Consider the following 16,681-nt stretch of genomic DNA (forward strand, 5'->3'; position numbering starts at 1 on the left):
AGAGTTCTGGTTAATCTGGGGAGAGTAGATGATCTTCAGAACAGCGGCCAGATAGATAGGCTTATTGAAAGCCTGAGGAACTTCTCGACGAAAGAATGGATTAGAAAAGAAGCCCTTAATGTAAATCAAACCTATCTGTGGGGACCTGTAATTATCTTCGAGCAGTTATGGAAGGAACTGGGTATTGAAAGAGTATTGAGGAGAAGGGCCACATAATGATTTGTTTCCTTGCACTTGTAATGGAAACTGCCTTATGCAGAAAGCTGAAAGAGATTGGAAGTACTTTCTCTTAGGCAGAAATACTCGAAGACTTGAAAGAGATAAGAGCAGTTGAGATAACTGTAGAAGGCAAACGCTTTCTTGCAAGGGCTGAAATGATGAACAATGCTTACGAGGCTTTCAAAGCACTCAAAATTAGACCACCGGATCTACTCAAAGAGATTGCATAATAGACCACTGTGGTGGTACGTCTGTTTTTCTTTTCATTTTTTCCCTTGTTTGGCTGTTTTCAGATTCATTGCTGTCAAAGTTGAGTTAGTATAGATCATGTCAAGTCCAATGTGAGGTAATTACTACCATTTACAGACGATGTCTTCGATATGTTACCAAAATTCTCTTCATTGTTGCACTTCTTAATATTTTCTTATTGTCATTAGTGGTACTATTCGTACAACATGCAAAAACTCGAATTTCTTCGTTCTGGCTAGTTAAATGTACTTTCGGGGGAATAATTAGCTTAGAACACCGATTTTTGCACTTGCTTAGAGTTTAGAGAATGTGCATCAAATTATGGGTTAGTCTCATTCACTTGTAACCACTTCAGGAGGAGGTAGAAGTATGAGAAAACTCTTTGTAATTCTTTTGGTTGTCTTTCTTTCCGTATCAGCGCTTGCTTCAATCAAAGTAGGTGCGATTCTTCCGATGACCGGTGGAGTCGCCGCGTTTGGCCAGATGATCTGGCAGGGAGTCGAACTTGCTAACGAGTTGTTCCCGGAAGTTCTTGGGGAGAAAATTGAAATCGTCTTACTCGACAACAACTCCGACAAGGTTCAGGCCGTGAACACCGCCCGTCGTGCGATCGAACAGGAAGGGGTTGTTGCTATCATCGGGCAGGTAATAAGCTCGAATACGATTGCCGGAGGGATGGTTGCTGAGCAGAATGGCGTTGCAATGGTTTCTCCCAGCTCGACTAGTCCCCTCGTAACTCAGGACAAGAAGTATGTTTCCCGTGTCTGTTTCAGCGACCCCTTCCAGGGAGTTGCGGCGGCGATGCTGGCATTCAACAACATGGGTGTGGAAAACGTTGCCGTCTTCGTAGACGTTGAGCAGGATTATGCCGTCGGATTTGCAAATTACTTCAAGGAAACGGCTCTCGAGCTTGGTGGAAGCGTGTTCTACGAGTACTACAAATCTGGAGACCAGGACTTTACGGCCCAGGTTTCCGATGCCATCTCCAAGGGTGCCGGTGCTTTTTTCATTCCCGGATATTATCAGGAAATCGCTCTCATAGCTATCCAGGCCAGACAGCTTGGTTTTTACGAACCAATAATCGCAGGAGATGGTGCAGCCGTTCCCGAGACGATCGAGATCGGAGGAGATGCTGTAAACGGTTTGTACTTCACTACTCACTACGATGCTGGTAGCCCTGCGCTTACAGAGAATGCAAAGCTCTTTGTCGAAGCGTACACTGCAAAGTACAGCGAAGCACCTGGAACATTCACTGCCCTCGGGTTTGATACATATCTAGTTGTAAGGGATGCAATAGAACGTGCGGGGAGCACCGATAGAGAAGCTATTGCAGTGGCCGTTCGACAGACAAAGGATTATCCTGCTGTGACGGGAATAATCACTATCGATGAAAACGGTGACGCAATAAAGTCCGTTGCGATTGTAAAGATAGAAGACGGTAAGTTCGTGTACGATACAACGATCAATCCGTAAAGAAGGTGGGGCTTTCTAAGCCCCACCCTCCCCTTTCTCTTTTCAATCGGCCGGAGGTGTAAGCTTGGATCCTAAGACTCTTCTTCAAAACTTTGTTAACGGTCTTAGCCTTGGTTCCCTTTATGCCCTGATAGCGATAGGCTATACAATGGTTTACGGGATTCTAAGGCTGATCAATTTCGCTCATGGCGATATCTTCATGATGGCCGTTTATTTTGCTCTCTTCTTTGTGACACTTGCGCAGCTTCCATGGTATCTGGCGGCTATTCTTGCTATAGCTTGCGCTGCTCTACTTGGATTTACAGTTGACAGAATTGCCTACAAACCTATCAGGAATGCTCCTAGAATATCGGCGCTGATAACGGCTATCGGTGTCTCTTTCTTTCTTGAGAGTCTTGCTGTAGTTGTATTCTCCGGTATTCCGAGATCATTCCGTACGATCTTCCCCCAATCGCTAAACGAAATGATTATCATAGGCGGCGAGATGGAGGTAAAGTATGGCAGAGAGGTAATAGTCGGAGGTATAAGATTTCCGGTAATCTCTCTCATAACGCTTATCGTTGCTGCAATCGCGCTCGTCTTTTTGTGGTGGTTCATTTTCAGGACAAAAGTGGGAATGGCTATGAGGGCCGTTTCCCTGGATATTCAGACAACATCGCTTATGGGAGTAAATGTCGATCGTGTGATCGGAATGACATTCGCTCTGGGTTCGGCGCTTGCGGGGATTGGTGGAATACTATGGGCTATCAGGTATCCTCAAGTCTGGCCCTATATGGGATTCATACCTGGAATGAAGGCTTTTGTCGCCGCCGTCTTCGGTGGAATAGGTTCAGTGCCGGGAGCGGTACTCGGAGGTCTGATACTCGGAATAACCGAAGTCATGATGGTCGGTATAATGCCTGCAGCGGCAGGTTACAGGGATGCCTTCGCCTTTTTCATCCTGATAATCGTCCTTTCAATCAAGCCCTCCGGTCTTCTTGGAAGACCGGAAATAGTAAAGGTATGATTGAATGAAGAAGCAGACCAAAATCCTACTCACTTTGATAGCATTACCCTCCATAGCGCTTCTTCTATTTCTTTCGCAGGAATTATTGAACAGCTATTATTCGAGAATAATAACGCTTATCGGAATATATGGAATCATGGCGGTAAGTCTTACATTAGTTAATGGGATATCGGGAGTCTTTTCTCTGGGACATGCCGGGTTTATTGCTCTTGGTGCATACACTTCCGCGCTCTTGACTCTGTCACCGGAGCAGAAGGAGATGACTTTTCTCATTGAGAAACTGGTATGGCCTTTGAATTCTATTCAGATTCCCTTCTTCTGGGCAACTATAATTGCCGGTCTCGTCGCGGCCGTATTTGCTTTCCTAATCGGCTGGCCGTCTTTGAGACTTACAGGTGACTACTTTGCAATTGCGACTCTCGGCTTTTCCGAGATAATCAGGATCTTTGCGCTTAATCTCAATTCAATAACAAACGGGGCACTCGGTTTGAAGGCGCTTCCCGATCACACGAATGTCTGGTGGGCATGGGGTTGGTTGCTTGTTACCGTAGCTTGTGTCCTGAGTCTTGCTTACAGTTCCTTTGGAAGGGCCTTGAGAGCAATACGAGAAGACAGAGTTGCGGCGCAGGCCATGGGGATAAATGTCTTCAAGCATCAATTGATGGCCTTTGTTATTGGCGGGTTTTTTGCAGGGATTTCCGGATCTTTGTACGGACACTGGCTCAGCACAATCGATCCTAGAACAAACACCTTTGGCATCCTTCTCACCTTCAACGTTCTGATAATGATAGTTCTCGGCGGGCTGGGAAGCATAACAGGAGCCATCATCGGCGGTGCTCTCTTTGCTTTTCTTAGCGAGTGGTTACGCTTCTTGGAAGGGCCTATGAATCTTTTCGGTTTCAAGATAGTGGGAATAAGCGGGATGAGAATGCTCGTTTTCTCGGGACTCTTCGTGATAATAATGATCTTCTGGCCAAGGGGATTGATGGGAAGAAATGAGTTCTCCTGGGATGGGCTCGTTTCTGTTTTCAAGAGGAGATACAAGAGATGAGTTTGCTCACTCTTGAGAATGTCACAATGAAGTTCGGCGGACTCACCGCAGTGGAGGATGTAACGCTTCGGGTAGAAGAAGGCGAGATCTTTGGATTGATCGGCCCGAACGGTGCCGGAAAGACAACGGTCTTCAATATGGTAACGGGACACTACAAACCTACAGAGGGTCGTATATTTTTCAGGGATAATGAGATAACGTCACTCCAACCGGATAAGATAACAAGAACAGGGATCGCAAGGACTTTTCAGAATATCCGTCTGTTCAGAGATCTTACCGTTCTAGAGAACGTTATGGTTTCTCAACACCATACGATTGCAAGCAACGGAAAGGCCGTCAGCTGGTTTTTCAAAAGCGTTTCCAGACTGGGTTATTCCGAGAAGGAACGGGAGATGAGAAACAAAGCTCTTGAACTGCTGAGTGTTCTGGGTCTCGAAATGCTGGCTAATGAAAAATCCAGCGCGCTCTCCTATGGTTCGCAAAGGCTACTAGAGATTGCAAGAGCAATGGCGACGGGGGCGACTCTTCTGCTTCTCGACGAACCGGCCGCCGGGATGAATGCTTCTGAAACGGCAGGTCTTGTAGATACTATCAGGAGGATTCGCGACGATTTCGGCCTTACCGTTCTGCTTATAGAGCACGATATGAAACTGGTTATGGGGCTTTGTGAGAGGATAATGGTTCTGGATCACGGAAGGACCATCAGTGAAGGAGTCCCCGCCTTTGTTCAGAAGGACGTGAGGGTTATCGAAGCTTATCTGGGTAGGGAGTGGGTTACGGTTGGCAAGTGAGATTCTCATTGTTGATGAGCTCCAGGTTTCATACGGTGTCATCAAGGCAGTCAAAGGCATAACACTCTCCGTTGAGGAGGGCAGCATTGTAACTATAATAGGCTCCAACGGCGCGGGAAAGAGCACCACGCTTGGAGCCATAAGTGGACTCATAAGACCCTCCGGTGGAAGAATCTCCTTCAGGGGGAACAAAATCAACAGGCTTGGAGCCGCCAAAACGGCAAAGCTGGGGATTTCGCTCGTGCCCGAAGGAAGGAGGATATTCTCCAATCTCACGGTTAGAGAGAATCTCCTTATGGGCGCATACAACAGGAGGGACAAAGAAGAGATAGAAGGCAACTTCGAGACGGTCTTCTCGCTTTTCCCTGTTCTAAGAGAGAGATTGAAACAGTCCGGAGGGACGCTTTCCGGTGGAGAACAGCAAATGCTGGCAATAGGTAGAAGCCTCATGGCGAATCCCGATCTAATAATGATGGATGAACCTTCGCTCGGTCTGGCACCTATTGTCGTTGAAGAGGTTTTTCAGGGAATTCAGACACTTAATTCTCGGGGAGTCACCATACTGCTTGTCGAACAGAATGCGGCCAAGGCCCTTGAAATATCTAAATATGCCTATGTGCTGGAAACAGGAAAGATTACGCTTCAAGGTTCAGCGAAGGAACTACTTGAAACTGAAGAAGTTAGAAAAGTTTACCTGGGTATTTGAGAAATCACCATTAGGCCCCTTCTTGCGGGGTTCTTTTCTTTCTTCTAATGTGCGCCCTCAGCCCCGGTTCTTCTCTCCGCAAAATCCTTTGGATATTCTCTAGATTTCTAGCTATCATAATCACTGCAATGGGTATCAACAGAAGAGATATTCCCCATCGGTATCCGATGATTCTGAAAAGGAAGATCATTACTGAAGAGACTGCGATAACGCCCGGAGCCGCGTAGTCCGTAATCGCGATAAAAGCGAGAAGTATGACCATACAGATCAGCGCAACCTGGTAATCAAGACCTATAAGGCCACCGGCCAGTGTGGCGGTTCCCTTCCCACCCCTGAACTTCAGAAAGATGGGATACATATGACCAATCGCAGCAAAGCTGGCTGCGATGAACAGCATCTGGTAAGTCCAGTGGCTGGAGACGCCCTTGATAATCAGAATTGTCCCCATCCCCTTCATGAAATCGATTGCTCCTGTCAGTATCCCGATTTTCCAGCCTTTTACAAGGACCATATTTGAAGCGCCCATGTTACCGGTTCCATGTTTCCTGATATCAAATCCGTATAAGAGTCTTCCAATAAGATATGCCGTGGGGATTGATCCTATAAGATAGGCAAAGATAGCGGAGAGAATAATTTCCATCTATATCACACTACTACTTTTTTGGAGGCCATGGTATGAAGGCGTTGGTCTCTTTCATATATTCATATATTCTCTAAAAGCCGGATACGCTTTATATTTTCTTTCGAGATACGGAACGCCGGAAACGAATCTATGCAAAATAGTGATTGTCATTGGACTGATTATAGCCCAGAAACCGCCCTCAATGGAAAGAGCGATGATAAATATTCCCCACCACTGAACGGCCTCACCAAAATAATTAGGGTGGCGCGAGTATCTCCACAACCCCTTTGTCATTATCTCCCCGGGCTTCTTCGTCTTCACGAAATCTCTCAATTGCACGTCCGCTATGGATTCGATGGCAAAGCCACAAACCCAAATAAGGATTCCGAGAACGTCCAGAAATCCAAAGGACTTTCCCGAATGGCTATTAATGAGCATTACTGAGTAAGAGACAATCACCATAAAAAGACCCTGCAACATATAGATTTGCAGGAAGGATCTTATCAATACCTTCTCTCCCCACTTCTCTCTCATCTGTACATAACGAAAATCCTCACCACGGCCCCAGTTTCTCTTGAATATATGTGTAGTCAACCTTATTCCCCAGAAGGAGATCAGTACAGTTGTAATTATCTGTCTCGCATTGCATTCGCCGTATACGAAAAGTGTAAAGAGCGCGACTACAACGAACCCGGTACCCCATCCTATGTCGACGACAGAGTTGTCTTTCTTTGCTGTCCCGATTGCAAAGAATACCGACATGTAGCCAACAACTACCAGAGCGTTGAAAAGAATCACATACGCCATCATTTCACCTCATTTGATTCTAACATCGGGAGCCCATGTGTCACTTTCACAAAGAACCGAGACGCTTACTGCCCCAACTCCTGCGCTTATGCCGACGACTGGAGAGACCTCCATTATGTACTCGGGTTTCTTTCCGAGTAGCTTGGTCAGGCTATCTTCGTAAGCCTTTGTAGTCTTGTGAGCATGAGTTATGTTGTAGGAGACAACATGGCACTTCTTGTTCAACTCTTCAACAAAGCTAAGTATCTTCTTCATGTTTCCGAGTTTGCTGAAGGCCTTTCCGTAAAGTTTTGAATTGCCTTCTCTATCCACAGATACTATGGGTTTCAAATTAAGGGCCTTTCCCACCAATCCAAGCACCGGGCTGACTCTCCCGCCCTTTACCATGTATTTCAGCGTGTTAACGCTGACGAAGATCCTTGCATTATTCGTCAGGGTTTCAATAGTCTCAACTATTTCATCATGATCTCGTCGTTCCTCAATCATCATTGCGGCCTTAAGTACAAGGAGACCAATTGATCCTGATACGTGCCGGGAGTTGATTACGCTGATCTTCTTCCCCCTTAGTCGCTCGGCAGCCTTTTTGCTGGCATTCCATGTACCGCTTAGTTTGTCCGAAACATGAATTGCTATTATTGAATCATAGTGCGTTCCGAGAAAGTGATAAAGATTCTGAAATGTGTTCATACCCGGCTGCGCTGAAACTGGGTAATCATCTGCAGAGTCCAGCAAAGAATAGAATTGATCGGCCTTCATCGTTATTTTGTCCAAATATTGGCTTTGACCAAAGTTGAAATACAATGGAACCATCTGGATCTGATAATAATCCATTACTTCCTTTGGTAAATCGCACACTGAGTCTACGACGAGAGCAATAGGATATTTCCGTTTCTGGCTAACTCTATACTGCATTTCCATGTCGTCAACCTTCTGCTGAGTCACATTTCCAAAGTCCTTCAGTCTGAAAAACAACTCTGCCGGTTCATTTGTGTGAACATGGATTCTTGCTTTGCTCTCTGTGCCTGCAACAAGAGCGGAGTCTCCAGATTCGCTAATGATTGACTTTATTCCTTCGATATTTAGTTTAGTACCTTCAATTATCGCTTCAGTACAGAATTTATTCTCAATGTTCCCTTCGTCAATGTGAACGTGATTTCTTAGCTCAACATCCGGGATTATCTCATCTTCAAGATTCACACCCTTGCCGCTTAGAAAGGTTTTGATCCCTTCAATAAATGCAACAAAGCCCTTTGCGTCGGCATCGACTACGCCAGCCTTTTTCAGTATGGCGAGTTTCTCAGGGGTTTTTTCAAGCGACTTCTGGGCGACGGCGTTCGACTGAGCTATCACTTCGAGCAGTGATTTGTCGGAACCATCAATACTATTGAGAGCATCGGCCCAGTCCTTCATAACGGTCAGCATAGTTCCTTCAACTGGGGTAACCATTCGTCATAAGCGTAGGATATAGCTTCTTGAGCTGCTCTTGCGAAAGTCTGCCTGTCAATACTTTCTCGATTTCCTATTACATTACTGAGCCCGTGCATATACTGGGCGAATATCGCTCCAGAATCTCCCCTCGCTCCCATTAAAGCAGTATCAGCGATTGATCTAGTCGTCTTGCCTGTTGAGTTGGATACGTCGGTTAGCTCGAGAATATACCTCATCGTCGAAGCAAGATTTGTTCCCGTATCGCCGTCGGGAACAGGAAAGACGTTTAGCTTGTTCAGGTCATTCTGCACCTTTATTACGGCACTGGCACCCGAGGAAAAGGCATTGAAGAACATGGTTCCGTCAAGTAGATTCATTGATCTGGAGTCCATCGTTTCCTCCCGTTATTTGTTTTGATTATTGATATGTAAGCACAAGGAAGAGAGATTAGTCGGATGATTACAGGAGAGAACAAAAAAATCGCCCGCTAAAAGCGGGCGATCCGGTTCCTATATGGGCAATCGATTACTTCGCAATTCTAACTTTTGCTGCCTGAGGACCCTTTGGACCGTCTTCAACATCGAATTCGACTCTCTGTCCTTCGTCAAGGGTCTTGAAACCATCCATCTCAATAGCTGAGAAGTGAACGAAAACATCCCCACCGTCATCCTTAGTAATGAATCCATAACCTTTTGTTCCGTTGAACCACTTTACTGTTCCTGTCATACTTAAATGTTCCTCCTTAAAACTACCTTGCACCACTTGCAAAGCGATAGTGTCCTTTGGACAGATAGATTATAACACAGACTTTCGAATAAAATGCAAGCCGACTGCAAGATTAATTTGACTATTTCTAATATTCAGGTGTTTTGTCTTTGAAACAATCACCAAAACAAAATCCGCAAAATCTTTTATTGGCCATTGATAGCCGTCTCCAGCGATTTATTCAGTTCCAAGAAAAGTCTTTCGAATTTCTCGCAGCTGGTTCTTTCCGGATTGCGATTTCCATACTTGACAGGAACATATATCGCTGTCAGTTTGGTCAACAGTCTTTTTGTTATGCCCTTTGTTTGCCAGACCAGTTCATACGGAGTCAGCTGACGATAATCGCTAAAGTACATTTCTCTGAGCCATTGATAAGCTGATATTATGAACTCCTTCCCTTCTTCATATGCGGGGAGTTCGGTTGCAATGTGATGCACTTTTTCCTCGATTGGTTCTTCTGCCTCAGGCGTCGAAGGATTCATCTGGCGTCTTCTAGTGATGAAGAATACCATATAGGCAAGAGCCGCCGAGAGAAGGACTATACCGGTGAGGGTGGCGACTCTTAGGATCAAGTAGACCGACCGCCCGGCACTGGCAGTCTCTACAGACGGGGGCTCGCCTTCCTCCTGCTGAGCAACTTCCCCTCCAGAGGAAGGCATAGAAGTGGAAAGGTCGCTGAAGATACCGCCAGTTCCAAATACGATATCTTCTGAAAGCGGTAACGATCTTAGATACATGAAACCCCCGACAAGAACTACAACTACAGATACCAATATCATAAGAGGTGGAACAAGCCGTGCCCACCCTTTGAATTCTCTCAAAGCCTTCCTTGCCACTGAAATCACGAGAATCAGGATGATTGTGTAGAACCCAAAGAGAAAGATAGAATCTATGAAACCGACTTCGGGGACCTCTTCTGGAATAGCGATTTCAGAACCGCCATCGGCTCTCTGTGCCGTTGAAGATTCTGCTTCTTCAGAGAAGAATGAAGGTTGCTCCTCGTCTCTCGAAGACTCTATCTCGCTTTCTGAGACCTCAGAGACAGCGGCTCTGTTTGCTGAGGGAATCAACCCTCCTCTGTAATCACCCAGAAGGGCTATGGTCAGCAGAGGAAGAAGGACTGCCAGAGCAAGGAAGACTCTTGGTGCCTTTGGTATTAGAAGCAGTCTTACGAATAGCAATATCAGAGTGACATAGGCTCCAGTGTGGTGCAGAACGGGACTAACCGAAAGAGAAACTCCCACAATGAAGACTCCTGCAACTGAGATGTATTCGTTTCTGTCCATCGAGAGAACGATTCCGGCCATAGCTCCCAGTGCGGAAACCGACAGAGCCAGGCCGCTTCTCAAAACTCCCAGCAACAGAATAGTTGTTGCGAAGAGCAGAACTGGAAGAAGTAAGTAGACGCTGCACCCCGTCTTTGTTCGTCCGAGGTAAAAGAGAAAGGCCACCAGCCCGGCAAGACAGACGGCGAAAACAACTCCTCCAGCAAAGAACAACTGTACGAAGCAGATCAAAAAGACTGCTGCAGCCCCCGTCAGCGAGCTTCTATCGATTCTCAAGATCGATCAGTACCTCCTGGATCGACTGATTGTCTCCTACGACACGTACGATTATCTGTTCCTGTTCAAGAAGGGCGGCACGCCTTCTGAGCTCTTTGATAGTTCTGGGAAGCATTTGGCAAGAGATAGTACGTTTGGTCCACGGTTCTCTGGGATTGAACGGAACAATAATAACAACTACACGGCTAGAGTGTGACCTTGCTCTAAGCAGATGCGGCAGGATCTCCTCTCCGAGATAAAGCGAGACTATAACGACCGTAGTTGAGGGATCGAAGCGTTCAAGATCTCCTTCAAGAACATCTGGAAGCTGGGGGCCCTGATCACTGCCTTTGCTTTCAGAGAGCGCTTCAGCGAAGTCTGTCCAGTCTCGGCCCGAATCGCTCAGCCTAAGTATCTTGTCACCGACAACTACGAGTCCTATACTTCCTCCAGTTTCATATGAGAACCTGACAAGGCCAAGAGCGAGCTGAACTGCGATCTCTTCATAGTCGATTCTGATTTTCTCCCACACATCGCGGGCGAATATCTCCCTTGAAAGGTTAAGGTCGAGGTAGAGCAGGGTTTTGCTAACGGCGGTGTAGCCAAACTCCTTGCTCATGAGTTTTCCGAGCCTGGCAGATGCGTTCCAGTGGATCCTGTTAAGAGGTTCCCTTTCATACTCCTTAATACCCTTGAAATCGACCGGGTCCTCCATCAGCTGGAAATCGCTCCGCTTCCCTGGAAGGAGTTCTCTGAGTCTCAGGGGAAAGGAATCGAGATTCAGGACTCTTGGAAGCACAAGAACGGATCCGTCTGCCGAATATGTTGCAGTGTGCGAGAAAAACCTAAGCGGATCTCTTGAAATGAGAACTACACGCGATATGTCTTTCTTACCCCGCTTCCTGAAAGTCAGCCTAGTTTCTACTACTGAATTACTGTCTGAAGAAAGGATTACGGAACTCTCCTTGGATCCAAGATATTCTCTCTCCGCTCTTATGACAGGAAATATAGTACTGTTAAGGGATATCGGAGAGCCTCCTTCGATGGTGTATTCAACAGTGAGAGACTCACCGGAGAACAGCCTTTCTCTATCCAAGGAGCGACTGATAACTAGCCTTTTTATAGTCGCTCTTGTGATGCAGTAATAGACCCATACAATTGCTGAGAGAGTGAGGAATGTCGCCGAATACGCGTTGAAAAACAATATCGACCAGCAAATGGAAACTGCCGTCATTATTATTAGCGGTTTTCCTTTCGAGTTTATCTCCTCGAGTTCAAGCCTTTTCATAGTTTATAGGGATCGGTACAGACTCGACGATGTCCAGAACGATTTCTCTGCTGGATCTCCTCATGAGACGGGCTTCTGGCTTGATCATTATTCTGTGAGAGAGAATATCTGGAGCCACTTCCTTTACATCGTCGGGAATGATGTAATCCCTGCCTCTCAGTCCGGCTAGAGCCCTTGCGGTTTCCATCAAAGCGATTGAACCTCTTGGGCTAGAGCCTAGTTGAACATCTTTGTGTCTTCTTGTTGCATTGACAATGGAGACAATATACCCGAGAAGGGAGTCCTCAATTGCGACCTCTTTGACCAGCCGAAGGACTTCGTTCAGGTCCTCGCAATTGGAAACAGATCCTAACGTCGCTATCGGGTGCTCCCGAGAGATTCCCTTAAGAAGACTCTTCTCGCTTTCCTCGCCTGGGTAGCCCAATGTCAAAGATATGGCAAATCTATCCAGTTGAGCTTCGGGAAGAGGGAAGGTCCCTTCAAATTCGACGGGATTTTGAGTCGCAATAACGAAGAAGGGATGCTCCATATTGAAGGTCTTGCCGTCAACTGTGACTTGTCTCTCTGCCATAGCTTCGAGTAGGGCAGATTGCGTTCTCGGAGTTGTTCTGTTCACTTCGTCGACGAGAAGAATCTGGGTGAAAACCGGCCCTCTTCTGAACGTGAACTCATTGGTCTTGAGGTTGAGAATACTGATGCCTGTAACGTCTCCTGGGAGAAGGTCGGGAGTACACTGCAGTCTGTTGAAATCGAGTCCCAGGGAAATGGCCAAACTTCTGGCCAGCATCGTCTTCCCAACTCCGGGTACATCGTTTATCAAGACGTGGCCGCCGCTTAACAGAACGGCAAGGACTCTTTCGATTACTCGGTCTTTGCCAACTATCACTCTGGAGATGTTGTTCAGGAGTTTGCTTCCAAAGTCTTTGATGGGAATCATGCCTCACCTCCCGGAAAGTCTGTGGTCTGTTGAGTTTAGCACAGAAAAAAACCAACTATCTAAAGATAGTATATATTCTTCCAAAAAGCTCATCTCCTAACTCAATGGAGATGAGCCTAAGATCAACCGATTCTAGTGAATGCTTTCTTGCTGAGACTAAAACCCGAATCTAATCTCATTCCAAAGGGTGTTGTAAATACGAAGATTCTCTCCAAGATCTTTGATCAGTTCGGTATTCTTAAGATCTTCGGCAGAATACACGGGTTCCTCCTTGGTCAATTCTCTCGCAGGTATATTTGGAGAAGGAAGAAGAAGGTAATCGGATACCTCTGCTGCAACGTCGGGCCTGAGTATGTAATTTATGAAGAGGTGTGCATTCTCCAGGTTAGTAGCGCCTTTTAGAATTACAAAACTGTCTATCCACAGTGTGCTGCCTTCCCACGGAATGAAGAAATCAATATACTTCAGCTCTTCTTCTGTGGCTTCATAGAAGATATTTTCACCGTAACCGTGTACCACCCAGAACTCTCCTGAAATTATTCCCTTTGCGAAAAGCTCATTATCGAACTTGGCAATATTATCTTTCCATTTTAGAATCAGATTCTTTGCTTCCTCGAGTTCATCTGGATCGGTTGAGTTTACTGAATAACCCAGGTACTTAAGAGCAGCACCGAAAACTTCTCTCATATCATCAAGTAGAGTCATCGTTCCCTGGAATTGCGGCAATTCGAAGATCTTCCAGGATCTAGGATAGACCTCTACAAAATTCGTGTTAACCGCGATTCCAGTAGTTCCTACCATATAGGGAATACTATATGTATTCTCAGGATCATAGTACATTTGTTCTACAACATCAGGATCTATGTTTGCGAGATTTGGCACCAGAGACTTGTCTATAGGGATCAACATGTCTTCCTTGATCATGATACTTGTATAATCTGCCGAAGGCATGGCAAGATCATAACCACGGGCTCCGGCTTTGATCTTGGCGAACATTGTCTCGTTCGAGTCGTAATTGTCGTAAATCACACTTACTCCATACTCCTTCGAAAAGGCATCAATAACCTCGCTGGGAATGTAGTCCGACCAGCCGTAAATAATTAGATTTCCCTGTCCGAATACTAGTGCGGTTAAGAAAAGTAAGATACCGAAAATTGGTAACCTTCTGATCATTATTTCCACCTCCTAAAAGATCAGCTTTCTGAACTTGCTTCCAAAGAAAGATATGAACAAAGTTCCAACAAGAAGCAGAGTCGAAAGCGAGTTTATCACCGGGGAGACCCCGAACTTAATCATTGAATAAATTTTCAAAGGCAAAGTAGTGGATCCGGGTCCGGCAACGAAAAACGTGATAACAAAATCGTCAATGGATAGTGTAAGGCTGAGCAGGAAGCCTGCCATCATCCCAGGCATAATCATAGGGACGATTACTTTTCTGAAAACTTGATGACTTTTTGCACCTAGATCTCGGGCGGCCTCTACCATAGAATAGTCAAAGTCTTCGAGTCTTGTCATTACTGTTACAGTAACATAGGAAATGCAGAAAGTCACGTGCGCGATAAAAATCGTAATAAGCCCCAGAGGAATACCAATGGCAACGAAAAATATGAGCATCGATACACCCATCAAGATATCGGGAATTATCAGCGGCGTGTAGACCAGCACTCCCAAATAGCCTTTCAGTCTTGATTTGTACCAGTAGAGAGCCACGGCTGTAAAGGTTCCGATCACTGTTGCAGCCAGAGAAGACGTGAGTGCAATGATGACGGTATTTAGAAAGGCTTTCCAAATATCGGCCTGTCTGAATAACTCGGAGTACCACTTCAGAGTAAAACCTGTCCAAGCAACACCTTGTCTTGCACTGTTAAAGGACAGTACGACAAGGGCAACAATGGGAAGGTATAGGAAGACGAAGGTAAGAGTTGTAACCGTTAAAGAAAATCTCCGCTTTCCAATTACTTTCTTGGTTTCCATCAGATCTCTTCCTCTCTCATGTAGCTCTCTCGGATTGTGAGCCTTCTCTTGCTCTGTATCTTGTTTATTCTCATGTAAATCAGAAGGCCCAACGTAGATATCAACAGGAAGATCATTGATATAGCCGAGGAAGAAGGCCAATCTCTAGCCACAGTAAGCTGTCTGGCAATTAGGTTTCCAAGCATAGCTCCATCAGTTCCGCCGACCAGGTCGGGAATCGCGTACGAGCCGAGGGCGGGAATGAATGCCAGAATGATTCCCGCAATAATCCCTCCTTTAATAGAAGGAATAAGAACCTTGAAGATGGCTTCTGTTCTATTCGCTCCGAGATCCATAGCAGCCTCAATGAGCCGGAAGTCGAACTTCTCTATAGCACTATAAAGCGGAAGAATCATGTAGGGAAGGTACATATACACGATGACAAGGATGACCGCCCCCGGTGTATACATGAGAGTAAGAGGCTCTTCAAGACCGAGCATTTGCAGGAAAGAGTTTATAACGCCGTTTCTTCCCAATATGACCATCCAGCCGAATATCCTCACCAGGAAATTGGTCCAGAAAGGAACGATAACGAGAGTCAGATAGATGTTGCTTCTCTTCGAAGTCGCTATGAAGTAAGCCGTTGGCAGACCTATTCCCAAGCATATGACGGTGGCGACTAAAGAAATCCAAACGGTCTTCCAGAGTATCCGCCAGTAGCCTGCGTTACCTAGCATCCGAGTGTAGGCCTCTAAAGTAAATGGAAGCTCAACTCCACCATATATTCCAGATGTAAGGAAGCTGTACAGAATGATAATGAAGTAGGGTATAAGAAAGAAGACAGTCAGCCAGAGGATCCCTGGCATCGAAACGAAGAATCCTGCCAGATTCCGCTTACTCTTCAAGAGGAACACCGCCTGTCTCTCTAAGAACATAGCTATCATCTGCAAACCACCAAACATAGACATCATCTTTCCAGGAAATGATGACTTCGTCCAGCAGATATCTAACATGCTGTTTGAACGCCTTCAAATAGTATTCGCCTATGGCGACGGTGTACTTCGTCTGGCTTCCAAGATAAATAGTCTCGTCGACTACTCCCTTCAACACGTTGAGCTTAGCGCCTTCAGGGACAACGGGTTTGTCCTTTGTAATCTTTATCTTCTCGGGCCTCAAAGAAACCTGTATCTCCTGCCCTTCTCTTACTTCCATGTCTTTGTAGAACCAGACTTTACCGAATCTCTCGGTATCCAGCAGAAAGTATTCTGCTTCTACCTTCTCGACGTTTCCTGTAAAGAAATTTGTCTCTCCGATAAAATTGGCGACGAAAGCGTTCACCGGGCTCTCGTAAACTTCGAAGGGTGTTCCAAGTTGTATAACCTCTCCCTCATTCATCACGGCTACGTGGTCGGAAATCGACATAGCTTCGCTTTGATCGTGCGTTACATATATGAAGGTTATACCTACTTCATCGTGTATTGTGTCAAGCTCGACAAGCATGTGCTGCCTAAGCTTCGCATCCAATGCAGCGAGAGGTTCATCAAGCAGCAACACGGTAGGTCTTCCTACCAGGGCCCTTGCGATCGCCACGCGTTGTTTCTGACCTCCGGAGAGCTGGGAGGGCATTTTCTCGACGTGTCCGTTTAGACGTGTAAGATCTATCATTTCCTTTACCTTGCGACGTATTTCATTCTCAGGTTCCTTCCTGAGTCTCAGGCTGAAAGCGATATTCTCGAATACGTTCAGATGTGGAAACAATGCGTAATTCTGGAAAACGGTATTTACTTCTCTTTCATTGGGGGGCGTTCCGATAATGTTCTTTCCACCAAGAGTTATGTTTCCGGA

General features: G+C 45.9%; 17 protein-coding genes and 2 pseudogenes. 7 read left to right on the forward strand and 12 right to left on the reverse strand.

The genetic code is table 11. From position 1 onward, the window contains the following. The 7 genes and pseudogenes from B3K42_RS01510 to B3K42_RS01535 form a co-directional block, all read left to right on the forward strand. Nucleotides 1-204: pseudogene (locus B3K42_RS01510) on the forward strand (IS1634 family transposase); the annotation flags it as partial. After that, nucleotides 204-449, forward strand: a pseudogene (locus B3K42_RS13895) (IS1634 family transposase); the annotation flags it as partial. The pseudogenes B3K42_RS01510 and B3K42_RS13895, both read left to right, overlap by 1 nt. Before the next feature lie 388 nt (nt 450-837). Further along, nucleotides 838-1,941 (forward strand): ABC transporter substrate-binding protein, encoded by a 1,104-nt coding sequence (locus tag B3K42_RS01515; protein ID WP_110991109.1) that lies wholly within the window; start codon nt 838-840, stop codon nt 1,939-1,941. Between the two features lie 64 nt (nt 1,942-2,005). Further along, nucleotides 2,006-2,947, forward strand: a complete 942-nt coding sequence (locus tag B3K42_RS01520; protein ID WP_110991110.1) for a branched-chain amino acid ABC transporter permease — start codon at nt 2,006-2,008, stop codon at nt 2,945-2,947. A 4-nt stretch (nt 2,948-2,951) separates the two neighbouring features. Beyond that, complete coding sequence (locus B3K42_RS01525) at nt 2,952-3,998, forward strand: branched-chain amino acid ABC transporter permease (protein ID WP_181419123.1); 1,047 nt, start codon at nt 2,952-2,954, stop codon at nt 3,996-3,998. Then, a complete protein-coding gene (locus tag B3K42_RS01530) occupies nt 3,995-4,789 on the forward strand; it encodes an ABC transporter ATP-binding protein (protein WP_110991111.1) in 795 nt (264 codons plus the stop codon). The genes B3K42_RS01525 and B3K42_RS01530 overlap by 4 nt, the downstream gene beginning before the upstream one ends. After that, a complete protein-coding gene (locus tag B3K42_RS01535) occupies nt 4,779-5,495 on the forward strand; it encodes an ABC transporter ATP-binding protein (RefSeq protein WP_110991112.1) in 717 nt (238 codons plus the stop codon). The genes B3K42_RS01530 and B3K42_RS01535 overlap by 11 nt, the downstream gene beginning before the upstream one ends. A 10-nt stretch (nt 5,496-5,505) precedes the next feature. On the opposite strand, the gene B3K42_RS01540 is transcribed toward B3K42_RS01535, so the two are convergent. The 12 genes from B3K42_RS01540 to B3K42_RS01595 all read right to left on the reverse strand — a co-directional run. Further along, nucleotides 5,506-6,135, reverse strand: coding sequence for a glycerol-3-phosphate acyltransferase (locus B3K42_RS01540; RefSeq protein WP_110991113.1), 630 nt, complete (start codon nt 6,133-6,135; stop codon nt 5,506-5,508). A gap of 54 nt (nt 6,136-6,189) precedes the next feature. Beyond that, complete coding sequence (locus tag B3K42_RS01545) at nt 6,190-6,924, reverse strand: DUF1295 domain-containing protein (RefSeq protein ID WP_292596422.1); 735 nt, start codon at nt 6,922-6,924, stop codon at nt 6,190-6,192. A 9-nt stretch (nt 6,925-6,933) separates the two neighbouring features. After that, complete coding sequence (locus B3K42_RS01550) at nt 6,934-8,346, reverse strand: DegV family protein (RefSeq protein WP_258367461.1); 1,413 nt, start codon at nt 8,344-8,346, stop codon at nt 6,934-6,936. After that, complete coding sequence (locus tag B3K42_RS01555) at nt 8,340-8,744, reverse strand: DAK2 domain-containing protein (protein WP_258367462.1); 405 nt, start codon at nt 8,742-8,744, stop codon at nt 8,340-8,342. The genes B3K42_RS01550 and B3K42_RS01555 overlap by 7 nt, the downstream gene beginning before the upstream one ends. A 133-nt stretch (nt 8,745-8,877) precedes the next feature. Next, the gene (locus B3K42_RS01560; protein WP_099828610.1) at nt 8,878-9,078 is read right to left on the reverse strand and encodes a cold-shock protein; all 201 of its coding nucleotides are present in this window, start codon (nt 9,076-9,078) and stop codon (nt 8,878-8,880) included. A 185-nt stretch (nt 9,079-9,263) separates the two neighbouring features. After that, nucleotides 9,264-10,679, reverse strand: coding sequence for a hypothetical protein (locus B3K42_RS01565; protein WP_258367463.1), 1,416 nt, complete (start codon nt 10,677-10,679; stop codon nt 9,264-9,266). Further along, complete coding sequence (locus B3K42_RS01570; RefSeq protein WP_110991114.1) at nt 10,666-11,946, reverse strand: DUF58 domain-containing protein; 1,281 nt, start codon at nt 11,944-11,946, stop codon at nt 10,666-10,668. The genes B3K42_RS01565 and B3K42_RS01570 overlap by 14 nt, the downstream gene beginning before the upstream one ends. After that, nucleotides 11,933-12,883 carry an AAA family ATPase gene (locus tag B3K42_RS01575; protein WP_292596426.1) on the reverse strand — a complete coding sequence of 317 codons (951 nt, stop codon included), beginning with the start codon at nt 12,881-12,883 and terminating at the stop codon, nt 11,933-11,935. The genes B3K42_RS01570 and B3K42_RS01575 overlap by 14 nt, the downstream gene beginning before the upstream one ends. 156 nt (nt 12,884-13,039) lie before the next feature. Next, nucleotides 13,040-14,056, reverse strand: a complete 1,017-nt coding sequence (locus tag B3K42_RS01580; protein ID WP_181419124.1) for an extracellular solute-binding protein — start codon at nt 14,054-14,056, stop codon at nt 13,040-13,042. A gap of 12 nt (nt 14,057-14,068) precedes the next feature. Next, complete coding sequence (locus tag B3K42_RS01585) at nt 14,069-14,857, reverse strand: ABC transporter permease (protein WP_110991119.1); 789 nt, start codon at nt 14,855-14,857, stop codon at nt 14,069-14,071. Then, entirely contained in the window at nt 14,857-15,741 is an 885-nt protein-coding gene (locus B3K42_RS01590) for an ABC transporter permease (RefSeq protein WP_110991123.1), read from the reverse strand. Before B3K42_RS01590 ends, B3K42_RS01585 begins: the two co-directional genes overlap by 1 nt. Next, the coding region (locus B3K42_RS01595) for an ABC transporter ATP-binding protein (RefSeq protein WP_292596431.1) at nt 15,731-16,681 on the reverse strand (951 nt) is incomplete at its 5' end. The genes B3K42_RS01590 and B3K42_RS01595, both read right to left, overlap by 11 nt.

It is taken from the genome of Mesotoga sp. UBA6090, from assembly GCF_002435945.1.
Lineage (GTDB): Bacteria > Thermotogota > Thermotogae > Petrotogales > Kosmotogaceae > Mesotoga.